The following is a 14,914-nucleotide window of genomic DNA, read 5'->3' as shown; positions in this document are numbered from 1 at the left end:
AGTAACATGAATAAATGACCATGCTTTTATGAATGTAAAAGATACTAACTTATCCTTATGCGAGCAGAATAGCATAATATGCTGCTCTGATACTAAGCCGGGCCTGAGATTCAGGCCCGTTGGTCATAGCAATTAAATCGACGTCCGGCGGTAGTTACGATACTCCGGCTGCCAGAAGTTATCGCTTATCGCCTGCAGCAGCGCCTCGGCGGAGGTTTTCACCGCCACGCCCTGTTCCTGAGCCACTTTACCCACCGCAAAGGCGATGGCGCGCGACACGGTCTGAATGTCCTTCAGCTCCGGCAGCACCGGACCTTCGCCGTTGTTCACCAGCGGCGAGTGCTTCGCTAACGTTTCGCTGGCGGCCATCAGCATATCCTCGGTGACCCGCGAAGCGCCGGAGGCGATCACCCCGAGACCAATGCCCGGGAAGATGTAGGAGTTATTGCACTGGGCAATCACGTACTGCTTGCCTTTTAGCGTCACCGGCGCAAACGGGCTGCCGGTGGCAACCAGCGCTTCGCCGTCGGTCCAGCTAAGAATGTTCTGCGGCGTCGCTTCCACCCGAGAAGTGGGGTTCGACAGCGGCATGACGATCGGCCGCGGGCAGTGCTTATGCATCTCGCGAATAATCTCTTCGGTGAACAGTCCCGGCTGGCCGGAAACGCCGATCAGAATATCGGGCTTGACGTTGCGCACCACGTCCAGCAGAGAGAGGACGTCGCTGGTGGTATCCCACTGCTGCAGGTTGTCCCGCTTCTGCACCAGCTTGCTTTGGAACGCCAGCAGGTTCGGCATCGCGTCGGTGAGTAGGCCGAAGCGATCGACCATAAAGACGCGCTGGCGCGCCGCTTCCTCGCTCAGGCCCTCACGCTGGATCTGGGCGACGATCTGCTCGGCGATACCGCAGCCGGCGGACCCGGCGCCGAGGAAGACAATTTTCTGTTCACTCAGCTGGCTGCCGGCGCCGCGGCTGGCGGCGATCAGCGTACCCACGGTGACCGAAGCGGTGCCCTGGATATCATCGTTGAACGAGCAGATTTCATTCCGGTAGCGGTTAAGCAGCGGCATGGCGTTCTTCTGCGCAAAGTCTTCAAACTGCAGCAGCACGTCCGGCCAGCGGTGCTTAATGGCCTGGATAACGTCATCAACGAACTGATAGTACTCGTCATCGGTGATACGCGGGTGGCGCCAGCCCATATACAGCGGATCGTCGAGCAGCTGCTGGTTGTTGGTTCCGACGTCCAGCACCACGGGCAGCGTATAGGCCGGGCTGATCCCACCGCAGGTGGTGTACAGCGACAGCTTCCCGATAGGGATGCCCATTCCGCCGATGCCCTGATCGCCAAGGCCGAGGATACGCTCGCCGTCGGTAACCACGATCACCTTAACGTTGTGATTAGGCACGTTTTGCAGGATATCGTCGAGGTTATGTCGGTTCTGATAGGAGATAAATACGCCCCGGGCGCGGCGGTAGATTTCGGAGAAGCGTTCGCAGGCGGCGCCGACCGTCGGGGTATAGATGACCGGCATCATCTCTTCCAGATGGTTGCCAATCAGGCGATAAAACAGGGTTTCGTTGGTGTCCTGGATATTGCGCAGGTAAATGTGCTTGTCGATCTCGGTTTTGAACCCCTGATACTGGATCCACGCGCGCTCTGCCTGCTCTTCGATAGTTTCAACCACTTCCGGCAGCAGGCCCAGCAGGTTGAAGCTGCTGCGCTCCTCGATACTGAAGGCGCTACCTTTATTGAGAAGCGGGAACTCAAGCAGGACGGGGCCTGCGTAGGGGATATACAGGGAACGGTTTTTTTTATGGGTGAATTGCATCGCACTAACTCCTTGATAATCGCTTCAGGCCCGGCGCGGCGATAGACGAGCGGGCTGGCAGGGAATGCTGCGGGCAGAGTATAGAGCAGTTGCTGTTAAAGAGGGGGGATAGCGTTAAAAAAACACCATCCTGGCAAAAGGACGGTGTTTTTATCATCACTCAGTCGAAAAATTAGCCCGCGCGGCGTTTGCGGCCGGTGGCATGCGCGTGGTTGATGGTGGTTTCCACATCGCCGTCCAGCACCACTTTTTTCTGCTGGGACAGCTTATAGTTCAGACCGAGAAGATGACGTGCCTGATGGTTCGATTTCATTCTTACTCCTTAATCCACTTCTGTTTCAAGGACAAGCCCGGCGAAACCGGACGAAATATAACCCTAACGGCGGCCCGTTAACCGAACCGCGCACTCTATGGTGGTCTATATTTTCACCAATGGCAACCTCACGTTCGCGGATTAGGAACAGTCTGCGGCTACCACTTCATCTCGCCGGTGTTGACCTTCGCGCTCAGCTCCAGCGAGCTCTCTTCCGCCAGCTTTGGCCAGCGCTGCTTCATCTCTTTGATCACGCCGGCGGAATCCTTATGGTTCTGCAGCGCCTGCTCAAACTGCTGCAGGTAGTCGCGGGTGAAGACGATTGCCCGGTCGCCCGCCGGCGGCGTGCCGAGATAGTGTCCCGGAATCACCTGCTGCGGATGCAGCGCGGCCATATCGTCGAGGGTTTTACGCCACTGGAGTCGGCTCTCGGCGGTCTGGGTATCGGCGGTCCAGACGTGCATGTCCCAGGCGACGCCGGTACCGCCGAGAATGGCCTTGTTGCCCGGGATCCACACAAAGGCGGCGTAGCTATCCGGCTCGCGGATTTCAACCTTCTCGCCGTCGATGGTAAAGGTGTGGGCTTCAATCACCTGCGGAGCATAGACCTGCTGCGGGGCGCCGTCTTTCATCTGCGGTCCCCAGTAGGCCAGCTTCGCGGCTTTGGTGGCGTTAATGTGATTGACCACTTCCTGCGTCGCGACAATTTTCGCCTGCGGGAAGGCTTTAACCAGCGGCTCAAGGCCGAAGTAGAAATCCGGGTCGCCGGAGGTGATCACAATCCGGCTCAGCGGCTTGCCGTTTTTGCGGATCATCTCTACCAGCTTCTCGCCGTCCTTGACGCTGAACTGGGCGTCAAACAGCACCGCTTCGTGAGGGCCGGAGGCCAGCGTTGAGTTGACGGCGAAAATCCCTTTATCCTGCGGGTTGTAGGTTTGCAGCTGCAGCGGCGCGGCGAAGGCGGCGCTGCTGAACAGGGCGGTGGCGATGGCAAGGGTCGAAAGTTTCATGATTGTTTTCTCAATGTCGGGTGAATAACGCTATTTTACGTATTTCCTGATTTGCGAAAATTCCTGAAAAAAGAGATGCTGAGTTTCATAAAACGTGCAGATGGAAACGACGTATGGATAGAATTATCGCCGCCAGGGTGTATATCCGCATTTGCGAGCTGGGCAGCCTCAGCGCCGCCGCGCGGGCGCTGGGCATGTCGCGGCCGATGGTCAGCCGCTATCTTGAGCAGATGGAGCACTGGGCCGGCAGCCGCCTGATCCACCGCTCCACGCGCCGGCTAACGCTTACCGCCGCCGGGGAGAAGGTGCTGCAAAAAACGCGCAGCCTGACGCAGCTGTCGGACGAAATTGCCGGGCAGACCGAGCGGGCGGTGCCCAGCGGTACGCTGCGGGTGGCCTGCGCCCATTTTACGGCGATGCAGCTTATTTCGCCGCTGCTGCCGGATTTTCTCGCCCGCTATCCGCAGCTGCGGCTTGAGCTGGATATCAACAACCATCCGGTCAGCCTGATCGGCGAACGCATCGACGTGGCAATCCGCATTACCGATAACCCGGAGTCGGGGGCCATCGCCCGCCGGCTGGGGGTCTGCCGGTCGGTGCTCTGCGCCTCGCCGCGCTGGCTGCAGCTGAACGGGCAGCCGCAGACGCCTGACGACCTGAGCCAGCACAACTGCCTGCATTACAGCCACTTCGCCACCCAGACCTGGCAGTTTATCTCGCCTGAAGGGGAGAGCGCGGCGGTGGCGGTTTCGGGAAACTTAAGCGCCGGGATCTCCTCCCTGCTGCTGGAGGCCGCGGTGGCCGGCTGCGGCATCGCGATGCTCCCCGAGCTTGAGGCGCAGCGCGCGCTGAGCGGCGGGGCGCTGCAGCAGATACTGCCGGGCTGGACGCCGAAGCCGCTGAGCGTTTTCGGTCTTTATCTCTCGCGCGACTACCAGCCCAGCGCGCTGCCGCTGTTTCTCGACGATATACAGCAGCGGCTGGCGCAGCCTGCGAACGGCTAGCAGCCGTTAAACACTTCACTCAAGGAATGGAACGATGATGATATTCAGACCGATGCAGGAGGCCGACTATGCGGCCTGGCTCGCCTATTTTATCCCCGATTACGCCGCTGAAATTGCGGATAACTATGGCCTTTCCGCTCCGGCCGCCCGCGCCCAGGCGCAGCAGGAGATTGCCGAGAGCCTCCCTGAAGGCGCGGGCACGCCGGGTCAGGTTTTGCTCTGCCTGATTGAACGCGTCGGCGACGAGGAGCGGCAGGTTGGCTACCTGTGGTACAAACCGGACGCCAAAATGCGCTCCGCCTTTATTTGCGACTTCTATATTCACCCCGACAGTCAGGGGAAGGGGCTGGGCAAACGGGCGATGACGGCGCTGGAAAACGATCTCCGGCAGCAGGGTTTTGCGCAGATAAAGCTGCGGGTCGCCGGGGATAACGCGCGCGCCCGTCGCCTGTACGAGGCCAGCGGCTTTGGGGTCACCGGTATCAATATGAGTAAAAATATCGACGCCGGGTAGCGGGGCAAAATCACCTCCCGGGGTAAATGGTGCAGGCCGAATCCGCTATCCGCTCCTATACTTACTCCTTTAACGTCAAAAAAGGAGCGAATCCATGGCAATTCATAAGAAAGGTCAAGCGCACTGGGAAGGGGATCTGAAAAGCGGTAAAGGAACCGTCTCAACGGAGAGCGGGGCGCTGAACCAGCAACCTTATGGCTTCAACACCCGCTTTGAAGGCGTGAAGGGCACCAACCCGGAAGAGCTCATCGGCGCGGCCCATGCGGCCTGCTTCTCGATGGCGCTCTCGCTGATGCTGGGGGAAGAAGGGTATACGCCAACCTCGATTGATACGGTCGCCGTGGTGACCCTCGATAAATCCGCCAGCGGCTTCGCCATCACTAAGGTGGCGCTCCAGAGCCAGATCGTGCTGCCGGGCATCGCCGATGCGGCTTTTGAAAGCATCATTCACAAAGCGAAAGCGGGCTGCCCGGTTTCGCAGGTGCTCAATGCCGAAGTGAGCCTGGAATATAAGCTCAATCCGTAAACGCCCATCCCTGTGCTATTCCCGGCTTTACGCCACCGCGTGCCCGCAGCCTGCGGGCACCGCGCATTGTGCCTAAAAGCCGCTGCCGGCAAATGAGTCCGCCGTCAATTAATGGTATGTTTTGCCTGTGACGAAAAGGAGCAGGCACAGTAATGACCAGCATACGCGGTATGATTGAAGCGCAGGTATTGGGTTTAACCGGCATGGCGCTAAAAGAGATTGATTTTGAACGCCCGCTCGGCGAGCCCGGGCTGTTTGGCCCACGCTCGGCTATCTGGCCGGTGCACGGCGACTTTACCTCAATGCTCTGCGGCGGCATCAGTGCGCTGCTTCTGCAGATGCTCCACCCGCTGGCGCTGGCCGGCGTCTGGGATCACTCTAACTTCCGCGAAGACATCTTTGGCCGCCTGCGGCGCACCAGCCAGTTCATTTCTGCCACCACCTTTGGCACCACCGATGACGCCGAGCGGCTGATCGCGAAGATAAAGGCTATCCATCTGCGGGTGAGCGGGCAGGACCGCGACGGCACGCCTTACGCAGCCAGCGATCCGGCGCTATTAACCTGGGTGCACGTGGCCGAGTGCAGCAGCTTTATGGCTTCGCATCTGCGCTACCGGCGAACGGTGGTGAGCGAAGCGCGCCAGGCGCAGTATTTCGCCGAGGCCGGAGAGATTGCCCGCCGCCTCGGCGCGCGGGATATTCCCGTCACGCCGCGGCAGGTGGCGGAGTATTTGCAGGATATGCGTCCGCGCCTGCGCTGCGACGAACGCACGCAGGAGGTTGCCCAGGTGCTGTTTGCTACCCGCCTGCCCGGACGGCTGAGCCAGCCCGTGGGCCAGCTGATGATGCGCGCGGGGGTCGATCTGCTGCCGCCCTGGGCGCAGGAGATGCTCTCCCTCAGGATGAACCCCCTGCAGCGGCAATCCACGCGGCTGGCGGTGCACGGCATTGCCCGCGTGCTGCGCGCCTCGGTGCGCAACGGCGCCTGGCACTGCGCGATGCGGCGGATGAACGGCGGCGTTTTGTAACCCGGCGGCCCGCTCCACGGCGTGCTGATAATTAACCCTGTTAATAGAGCGGTAATTAGCGCTGCCGCTTTATTACTGCGGGGAGCGCGGTTCCGCATATTGCCGGGTAAATAAAAAGAGACCATAATCAGCCGGCCATTAATCCATCGCTGGTGCGTGGTAGATAATTAACGCCTTGTCGTGTTAGTGCTCAATAAAATAAGCCAGTGGCGTAATAGATAATATTAAGCCATGCGCAATGGCATTCATCAGGAAGTAGTACAATGATTATCCGACCAGAACAACACTGGTTTCTTCGTCTGTTTGACTGGCACGGTTCGGTGCTGTCAAAAATCGTCTTTCGCCTGCTGCTCAACGTGCTGATGTCGATTATCGCGATTATTAGCTACCAGTGGTACGAGCAGCTGGGGATCCATTTAACCGTTGCGCCGTTTAGCCTGCTGGGGATCGCTATCGCGATCTTTCTCGGCTTTCGCAACAGCGCCAGCTATAACCGCTTCGTTGAGGCGCGCAACCTGTGGGGAACGGTATTAATTGCCGAGCGCACGCTTATGCGGCAGCTAAAAAATATTCTGCCGGCCGCCGCAGAAACGCATAAAAAAATAGCCAGCTACCTGATTGCCTTTAGCTGGAGCCTGAAGCACCAGCTGCGAAAAACCGATCCCAGCGCCGATCTTTACCGCCTGCTGCCGCGCGATGCGGTGGCGGAAATTATCGCCAGCTCGATGCCGACCAATCGGATCCTGCTGCTGGTGGGGCATGAGCTAGGCCAGCTGCGCGAAGCGGGGAAGGTCAGCGATATCACCTACGGCCTGATGGACAATAAGCTCGATGAGCTGGCGCACGTGCTGGGCGGCTGCGAACGTTTAGCGACCACGCCGGTGCCTTTTGCCTACACCCTGATTTTACAACGTACTGTCTACCTGTTCTGCACGCTGCTGCCTTTTGCGCTGGTTGGCGATCTGCACTACATGACGCCGTTTGTCTCGGTCTTTATCTCCTACACCTTTTTGTCATGGGATTCGCTGGCGGAAGAGCTGGAGGATCCGTTCGGCGTCGCCGCCAACGATCTGCCGCTCAACGCGATGTGCAATACCATCGAGCGCAATCTGCTGGACATGACCGGACAGCATCCGCTGCCGGAAAAAATTCAGCCCGACAGGTACTACAACCTGACCTGATCCCCGCCGCGCTGCTAATGTTAAATAAGTTAAATCTAATGCGTGATAGATAACATTGATTATACAGCTTCGGCCTCGATTGTTATTCTTTCGTTAACAAAACCCTCGCCGGCGGCGGATATTCGCCCCGCACCGGCGAGCGGCCAAAAACAGTGCCGATCGCTCTGATAAGGCGGTCTGACGCACGCATTTACCTGCTTATCGACGGTGCATTCAGGAGCTAGCATGAACAAGAAAAGACGCGCAGTGCCGGGGGTTCATCCCTATGACGGCCCGGCCGGCGGCTGGGGCGCGCTGAAAGCCACCGCCATCGCCGTTCGCACCCAGATGGATGCCCTCGATGCCCCGGCGACGCTGCTGCGCACCAATCAGCCGGACGGTTTTGACTGCCCGGGCTGCGCATGGCCGGATAAAGAACACAAATCGACCTTCCAGTTTTGCGAGAATGGCGCCAAGGCGGTGACCTGGGAAGCGACCAGCAAGCGCGTCACCGCCGAATTTCTGGCGGCCAATACGGTCAGCTCCCTGCTGGCGAAAAGCGATTTTGAGCTCGAGGGCTATGGTCGCTTAACCGATCCGCTGGTCTACGATCGCGCCAGCGACACCCTGCGTCCGGTCTCCTGGGAGCGCGCCTTTGCGCGAATCGGCGAGATTGTCAGCGGCATGCAGCCGGATGAGGTTGAATTTTACACCTCCGGACGCGCCTCCAACGAAGCCGCCTGGCTGTTCCAGCTATATGCCCGGGAGCTCGGCACCAACAACTTCCCGGACTGCTCCAATATGTGCCACGAGGCAACCAGCGTCGGGCTGCCGCAGTCGATTGGCATTGGCAAAGGGACGGTTTCGCTGGATGATTTTGAGCAAACCGAGCTGGTTATTTCCATCGGCCATAACCCGGGAACCAACCACCCGCGGATGATGGGAACCCTGCACGAGCTGTCGCGGCGCGGGGTGCCGATAATTGTCCTCAATCCGCTAAAAGAGCGGGCGCTGGAGCGTTTTGCCGACCCGCAGAACGTGATCGAAATGGCGACCTACAGCTCAACCAACATCGCCTCGACCTATTTCCAGGTCAAGGCCGGCGGCGACGCCGCGGCGCTGAAGGGGATTGCCAAGGCGCTGCTGCAGATGGATGACGATCTGGATAATGTCCTCGACAGCGCTTTTATTGCCGAACATACGCAGAACTTTCCCGCTTTTGCTGACGATCTGCGCCTGACCAGCTGGCACGACATCGAGCGCGAATCGGGCCTGACCCGCGACGACCTGCAGCGCGTCGCCGCGGCCTATGCTAAATCCAACGCCACCATCGTCACCTACGGCATGGGGATCACCCAGCATAACAAGGGCACCTCAAACGTGCGCCTGATCGCCGACCTGCTGCTGATGCGCGGCAATATTGGCAAACCGGGCGCCGGGATCTGTCCGCTGCGCGGGCACTCCAACGTGCAGGGCAACCGCACCGTTGGGATCACCGAAAAGCCGAGCGCCAGCTTCCTCGCCAGCCTGCAGCGTGAGTTCGGCTTTGTTCCGCCGCAGGCGCATGGCCACGATGCGGTGAAGGCGCTGGAGGCGATGATTGCGGGGAAATCGAAGGCGCTGCTGTGCCTCGGCGGCAACTTTGCCGTCGCCATGCCCGATCGTCAGCAGGCCTTCCCGGCGATGCAGGGGCTGGAGCTGAGCGTACACGTTGGCACCAAGCTCAACCGCTCGCACCTGCTGGTGGCTAAAGAGACCTATATTCTGCCCTGTCTGGGACGAACCGAGCTCGACGTCCAGGAAAGCGGCCGCCAGTCGATTACCGTTGAGGATTCGATGTCGATGGTCCACGCCTCGTCGGGTAAGCTGAAGCCGGCCTCGCCGCAGCTGCGCTCCGAGCCGGCCATTGTGGCCGGGATGGCGATGGCGACGCTGGCGAACACCAAAGTTGACTGGCTGGCGCTGGTGGCAAACTACGATCGCATCCGCGAGCTGATTGAACGCACCGTTCCCGGCTTTGAAAACTACAACCAGCGCATTCGTCATCCGGGCGGCTTCCGCATGCCGCTGCCGCCCACCGAGCGAGTCTGGCCGACGCCAACGGGCAAAGCGATGTTCTCGGTTTTCCACGGCGTTCATGAAAACGTGCAGGTGGACGGGGAGGACGTTATGCGCCTGGTGACGCTGCGCAGCCACGACCAGTACAACACCACGATTTATGCCCTCGATGACCGCTATCGCGGCGTCTTTGGCCGCCGCGACGTGCTGTTTATGAACGAGCAGGACATGGCAAATATGGGGCTGGAGCACGGCGATCGGGTGGATATCAGCACCGCGCTGCCGGACAGCCACCAGCGTCTTGAGGACATTACGGTGGTGGCCTACAGCATCGCGCCGGGCACCGTGGGCGCCTATTACCCGGAGGCTAACGTTCTGGTTCCGCTCAACTATCTTGATCAAGAGAGCGGGACGCCGTCCTACAAATCGGTACCGATTCGCCTGACCCTGCGCTCGAAAGAGATCCTGCCCGTCGCGGGCCTACGCTAACGCCTCCTGCGCCTCGTCGTCGGCAGCCGCCGGCGGCGAGGCCCCGCATCAGCGCGGCGTCAGAATAAGCCTGATGCCCAGCGCAACAAAACCCGCGGCAAAGGCCAGGTTCAAACCCCGAAGGATCGCCGGGCGGGTGAGGACGTGGCGGCGCATGGCGGCGGAAAAGGCGCCATAGAGCATAAACACCAGCAGGGTCATCAGCATAAAAATGGCGCTCAGCAGCAGCATATCTTCCGTCGGCGAGGGGGAATCGCTGTGCATAAACTGCGGTAAAAACGCCAGAAAAAAGAGCGGAAGCTTGGGATTAAGCAGGTTTATCAATATCGCGTGAGCGATGATTTTACCCGCGCTCCGCGCGGTGTCTGGCGCGTCGAGGCGCAGCGAGCCGCGCTGCCTGAGGGTTATCCATGCCAGATACAGCAGCCAGGCGACGCCGAGGTAGCGCACGCCCTCAAACGCCAGCGGGCTGCCGTGGAGAATGGCCGCCAGCCCGGTTACCGCCGCCAGCATATGAGGAATAATCCCCAGCGTGCAGCCCAGCGCAGCGGCGTAGCTCATTCTGCTGCCGGCGGAGAGTCCGGTAGCAATGGTGTAGAGCGCGCCGGGGCCGGGGGCGACGACAACGATCAGGGAGGTGATAAGAAATTCAGGGGTGATAAGCGACATAGCATGCTCTTCGTTTAGGGAGAAAGAGCCTGAGTATTTCGCAGCGAAGCCGGCGCGTATTGAACAAAATTGCAGGCAGGCTAGCCGATCGCGGAGAGGTAGTATCCCGGCGTCATCCCGAACTGTTTCAGGAAGGCGCGGGTGAAGTGGCTCTGATCGGCGAAGCCCGCCATCAGCGCCGCTTCGGCCAGGCCGTTCCCCTCCGCCAGCAGCCGGCGGGCCAGACGCACGCGGGACTGGATCAGATAGGCGTGCGGGGTAATCCCGGTTGCGCGGGCGAAGCCGCGTATCAGCTGGAAACGGCTGATACCGCAAAGCGCGGCGAGATGCTCGAGGGTTATCTTATTTTCCGGCGCATCGTCGAGATACTCTTTTGCCAGAGCGATGCCCGGCGAGCCGGGCTCTCCCGGCGGCTTCACCAGCAGGTGGCGGCGGGAGATCTGCATCAGGCAAAGAAGAAAGGCTTCCTCTACGGCGCCGCCGTCGGGGGACGCGGCGCGGATTTCGCTGAACATGCGCGCCATCAGCCCGTTCAGCCGAGGATCCTCAACGACCGGGCGCAGGATGATATCCTCCGCCTTTGAGCCCACGGGGAGCGCCTGCTCGACCAGCAGGGGATCGATATACAGCATCTGCCAGCCGCGAGGGCCGTGCAGCGGCGCGCCGTCGTGAATTTCGCCGGGGTTGACCATAATGACGTTGCCGGCAGCGGCGTCAACTTTGCCGATATGGCTCCACGAACGCTGGGCGCCGTGGGTAAAAACGCCGATGCCGAACCGGTCGTGAGAGTGGCGGGAGAAGCTGTGCTCGGTGAGTAGCGACAGCGCTTCGAGCCCAGCGATCGGAACTTTGTGCTGCTGAACCTGATGTACATAGCGCTTCACCTTGCTCCTCCGTTTACCGATAGCCCTGTATCCAGTCTGGCAGCGTCATCCCCGAAATCAAGCGCGCGGCGCGTTTGGCGGCGCCGGCGGCGGGCATTTTGCGGCCTTAAAATAACATTTAGCTAACATATTTGAGCTACACTAGCGCTCTGTATCGCGCCGGTGCACCTTTGTGCGCGGGCGCAAATAGAGTGGATCAATCATGGATATAAAACAACTCAAGTATCTGATCGCCCTCGATCGGACCCGCCATTTTGGCCAGGCGGCGGCGGCCTGTCATATCACCCAGCCGACGCTCTCGATGCGCATTCGCAGCCTGGAAGAGGAGCTAAACCTCGTGCTGATCCAGCGCGGGCAGCGCTTCGAGGGCTTTACTCCCGAAGGGGAACGCATTCTGGCATGGGCGCGGGCGCTGCTCGCCGCCCACGACGGGCTGGAAGCGGAGGCGGCCATTTGCCGCGGGCAGATGGTTGGCCAGCTGCGGGTCGGCATGGTGCCGCTGGCCAGCCTCAACCCGATGCAGCTGATTAAGCCCCTGACGGAGAAGTATCCCGAGCTGCAGTTTAGCCTGCTGTCGCTGACCTCGGAGCAGATTATCGACGGCGTGAGCCGTAACCAGCTCGATCTCGGGATCTGCTACCTGCACCACGTCGATAGCCAGCTTTTCAACGTGCAGTGGCTCCCGGCGACCCGGATGGGGCTGCTGCACGATAGGCGCCACTTTCAGTTCGCTGCGGGGATCCCCGACTGGGATACGCTGGCCGCATTGCCGCTCGGCTTTCTCACCAAAGGGATGTACTACCGTGAATCGATCGAAATGAGCTTTAAGGGCAAAGGGCTGTCGCCAAAATACGTCTTTGAAAGCGACTCCACGTTCCAGATCATACAGGCGGTGCAGGCGGGCATCTGCTGCGCCATTATGCCGCTCAACAACGGTCTGGAGGCCCTGAGCGACAACCTGGAGATTATCCCGATAGCCGAAACGGCAGTGGATTCGATGCTGGCGCTGATTATGCGCAATCAAGAGCCGGTGTCGTCGCTGGCGGAAAAATGCTTCGCCGACGCGCAGGCGATATTTGGCTAATTGTTTAGCAGAATATAATGTATTAATTAATGCTCCGGGGAAACCGGGGCGTTAATTCATATCATGGCAAAACCTTTGCGTAATTAATTACAGCCGTAGGCGGCTATTCTGCCATAAAGATCCTGGAACGACTCTTGCGTCAGTACATCACCCCGCAGCACCGAAACGGTAAAGTGAAAGAACGGCGTGAAGATGATATCCATGTCGTTATATTTTTGCTGCTTTAAACCGCAGGCTGCATACAGCCTGCCTGCCAGCGTTGTTGATGAGGAACGGGCGATATCGAGCAGCTTTCCCGTAGCGTCCGGAGATGAGGCCACCGTTCTTAACGCCTGCTCCCCGGAGCTTCTATGTGCGATAAAGCCGTTATAACCGGTGGAAAAATACTGCGTGCTGGCGATCGTTTTTACAGCATCAGGTAATTCAATCTTCGCGCTGGCTGACTCAGCCGAGCAAGCTATTAATAGCGTAATAAGTAATCGTATAATGAGTCTTGATTTTTTAAGCATCGGGCTTGAGCCATAAATAATTCATTGGACATCTATAGCACGTGAAAAAATAGCGATCAATGAATAGCGTTAATTATCCGCTTTGCCATTCATATTTATCAAGTCCATGAATGGATTGTTTTTATTATATTGGTGACGAGGGTTTTATAAATCAAGACGCGGGCTCTGCCGTTGCCGCCGGAAGCGTCCCGGCGGCAAGGCGTGCGGCTAGATTTTTTCGAGGCTGATACCGCGGGTCTTCGGCCCAAAAATACCGACCGAGAGCATCACCATCAGCATGCTGGCCACGATAAAGCTAATCACTCCCGGCGCACCGGCGTACTGCAGAATGATGCCGATCAGAATGCTGGTGATGGCCGTCGAGAGGCGGCTGAACGAGTAGCAGAAGCCGACCGCCCGGGCGCGAATGTGGGTCGGGAACACCTCGGCCTGATAGGCGTGATAGCTGATGGTCAGCCAGGCGTTGGACCAGGTGATCATAAAGCCGCAGATAACCAGCATCACCGGACTATTCTGCAGGGCGAAAAGGGTGCCGAACACCACCGTCATTAGCGCGGAGAGCACGATCTGCCATTTGTTCTCGAAGCGATGAACAAAGCGGGTGCAGAACAGGCAGCCAATCGGATAGGCGAGGGTAATGAAAAAGGCGTACAGCAGGCTGTGGGTTATGCTCGCGCCCTGGCCTGACAGCAGCGCCGGCAGCCAGTTGCCGAAGCCAAAAAAGCCGATCGCCTGGAAGAAGTTCATGACCATCAGCATGATGGTGCGTTTGCGATACTCCGGCGCCCAAATCTCCTTAAAGGTGCCGGTCTGCGTTTTCGCGGTCCCGGCCTCCGTGCGGTGCTGCGGCGAGGGGGCAATCCCGCAGCGCTGCTCCATCTCACACATCACCGCATGGGCGTCGTCGTTGCGGCCTTTGACTTCCAGCCAGCGGGCCGACTCCGGCAGCTTCTTGCGGATGACCCAGATAACCAGCGAGCACAGCGCGCCGAAGATAATGACCCAGCGCCAGCCGCTCAGGCCGAACAGGGTGATGGGTACCAGCATCCATGACATCAGCGCTACGGCGGGCACCGAGAGAAACTGAATGAAAAAGGCAAAGGCGAAGGCTTTGTTGCGCAGATGGGTCGGAACCCATTCGCTTAAGTAGGTGTCGATGGTGACCAGCTCAATCCCGAGGCCAATGCCGACGAGGAAACGAAAGAAAATAACCCCCTCCGCGCTGCTCTGAAAGGCCATCAGCAGCGAGAATACGCCGTACCAGGCGAGCGCAAACATAAAGGTCAGGCGGCGGCCGAGCTTATCCGCCAGCGGCGCGAGGAGGCTGGCGCCGATAAACAGGCCGAAAAAGGTCGCCGAGGCGAAGGCGGCCTGATCCGATATGCCGAAAATGCCCTGCTCGCCGACGTGAAAGATATTCTCCGCCAGCAGGCCGGTACTGATGTACCCGGTCTGAAAAAGATCGTACAGCTCGAAGAAACCACCGAGCGCCAGCAGGGTGATAAATGACCACAGGCCGAAGGAGGCAGGCAGGGCGTCGATGCGGCTGGTCAGGCTGGAGTGGGGCTGTCCTGCGGGGGCAAAGGGCGCATCCCCCAGAACGTGGGTGGTAGACATATTATTATTTTCCTCAGATAAAATGTTTGCCTGCTAATGTTAATTGATTGTTAATAGTATTAAATTTTTAATCGCCCGCTCTATATCTATTCTTCAGATGGATATCTGGTTAATTTCCTCATGGGCTGTGGAATACGCTGGTTTTTCGCGATCGGGCGGCTTGGATTTGAATGAAATGACTAACGCGGGCCGCAGGATCGGGTTCGGGTGGAGAAGACG

The 14,914-nt window shown here is 59.0% G+C and carries 14 protein-coding genes; 7 read left to right on the top strand and 7 right to left on the bottom strand.

Going from position 1 to position 14,914, the window contains the following annotated elements:
• Positions 1-132 precede the first annotated feature (132 nt).
• The 3 genes from MMW58_RS15240 to MMW58_RS15230 all read right to left on the bottom strand — a co-directional run bounded on the left by MMW58_RS15240 (position 133) and on the right by MMW58_RS15230 (position 3,153).
• Positions 133-1,830 (bottom strand): NAD-dependent malic enzyme, encoded by a 1,698-nt coding sequence (locus tag MMW58_RS15240; protein ID WP_159237721.1) that lies wholly within the window; start codon positions 1,828-1,830, stop codon positions 133-135.
• 172 nt (positions 1,831-2,002) lie between these two features.
• On the bottom strand, positions 2,003-2,143 hold the full coding sequence (gene sra, locus MMW58_RS15235; RefSeq protein WP_004861775.1) for a stationary-phase-induced ribosome-associated protein: 141 nt from the start codon (positions 2,141-2,143) through the stop codon (positions 2,003-2,005).
• A gap of 158 nt (positions 2,144-2,301) precedes the next feature.
• The gene (locus MMW58_RS15230; RefSeq protein ID WP_041145441.1) at positions 2,302-3,153 is read right to left on the bottom strand and encodes a Vmh family MBL fold metallo-hydrolase; all 852 of its coding nucleotides are present in this window, start codon (positions 3,151-3,153) and stop codon (positions 2,302-2,304) included.
• Positions 3,154-3,266: 113 nt separating this feature from the next.
• Between MMW58_RS15230 and MMW58_RS15225 the strand changes: the two genes are divergently transcribed.
• The 6 genes from MMW58_RS15225 to MMW58_RS15200 all read left to right on the top strand — a co-directional run bounded on the left by MMW58_RS15225 (position 3,267) and on the right by MMW58_RS15200 (position 9,932).
• On the top strand, positions 3,267-4,157 hold the full coding sequence (locus MMW58_RS15225) for a LysR family transcriptional regulator (protein ID WP_241721529.1): 891 nt from the start codon (positions 3,267-3,269) through the stop codon (positions 4,155-4,157).
• Positions 4,158-4,191: 34 nt separating this feature from the next.
• Positions 4,192-4,671 (top strand): GNAT family N-acetyltransferase, encoded by a 480-nt coding sequence (locus MMW58_RS15220; protein ID WP_159237723.1) that lies wholly within the window; start codon positions 4,192-4,194, stop codon positions 4,669-4,671.
• A gap of 94 nt (positions 4,672-4,765) precedes the next feature.
• Positions 4,766-5,197: an OsmC family protein gene (locus tag MMW58_RS15215; protein WP_041145444.1), complete on the top strand. Its 432-nt coding sequence runs from the start codon at positions 4,766-4,768 to the stop codon at positions 5,195-5,197.
• A 152-nt stretch (positions 5,198-5,349) separates the two neighbouring features.
• A complete protein-coding gene (locus MMW58_RS15210; RefSeq protein ID WP_241721528.1) occupies positions 5,350-6,225 on the top strand; it encodes an oxygenase MpaB family protein in 876 nt (291 codons plus the stop codon).
• Between the two features lie 263 nt (positions 6,226-6,488).
• Positions 6,489-7,406: a bestrophin family protein gene (locus MMW58_RS15205; RefSeq protein WP_045855308.1), complete on the top strand. Its 918-nt coding sequence runs from the start codon at positions 6,489-6,491 to the stop codon at positions 7,404-7,406.
• A gap of 225 nt (positions 7,407-7,631) precedes the next feature.
• The gene (locus MMW58_RS15200) at positions 7,632-9,932 is read left to right on the top strand and encodes an FdhF/YdeP family oxidoreductase (protein ID WP_159237725.1); all 2,301 of its coding nucleotides are present in this window, start codon (positions 7,632-7,634) and stop codon (positions 9,930-9,932) included.
• A gap of 48 nt (positions 9,933-9,980) precedes the next feature.
• Here the strand turns inward: MMW58_RS15200 and MMW58_RS15195 are convergent, their stop codons facing one another.
• Together MMW58_RS15195 and MMW58_RS15190 are read right to left on the bottom strand one after the other, a co-directional pair.
• Positions 9,981-10,601, bottom strand: coding sequence for a LysE family translocator (locus MMW58_RS15195; RefSeq protein WP_241721527.1), 621 nt, complete (start codon positions 10,599-10,601; stop codon positions 9,981-9,983).
• Between the two features lie 80 nt (positions 10,602-10,681).
• Positions 10,682-11,485: a helix-turn-helix transcriptional regulator gene (locus MMW58_RS15190; RefSeq protein ID WP_133599837.1), complete on the bottom strand. Its 804-nt coding sequence runs from the start codon at positions 11,483-11,485 to the stop codon at positions 10,682-10,684.
• A gap of 202 nt (positions 11,486-11,687) precedes the next feature.
• Here MMW58_RS15190 and MMW58_RS15185 point away from each other — a divergent pair, with 202 nt between their 5' ends.
• On the top strand, positions 11,688-12,569 hold the full coding sequence (locus MMW58_RS15185; protein WP_159237728.1) for a LysR family transcriptional regulator: 882 nt from the start codon (positions 11,688-11,690) through the stop codon (positions 12,567-12,569).
• A gap of 83 nt (positions 12,570-12,652) precedes the next feature.
• Here MMW58_RS15185 and MMW58_RS15180 read toward each other — a convergent pair whose 3' ends face one another.
• Positions 12,653-13,078, bottom strand: a complete 426-nt coding sequence (locus MMW58_RS15180) for a hypothetical protein (protein ID WP_241721526.1) — start codon at positions 13,076-13,078, stop codon at positions 12,653-12,655.
• A 207-nt stretch (positions 13,079-13,285) separates the two neighbouring features.
• Positions 13,286-14,695 (bottom strand): MFS transporter, encoded by a 1,410-nt coding sequence (locus tag MMW58_RS15175; RefSeq protein ID WP_133599834.1) that lies wholly within the window; start codon positions 14,693-14,695, stop codon positions 13,286-13,288.
• Between the last annotated feature and the right edge of the window lie 219 nt (positions 14,696-14,914).

The organism is Klebsiella sp. HC6, assembly GCF_022605325.1.
GTDB classification, from domain to species: Bacteria; Pseudomonadota; Gammaproteobacteria; order Enterobacterales; family Enterobacteriaceae; genus Klebsiella; species Klebsiella terrigena.
Note: the sequence above shows the minus strand (reverse complement) of the source record. Positions and strands in the feature narration are given on the sequence as shown.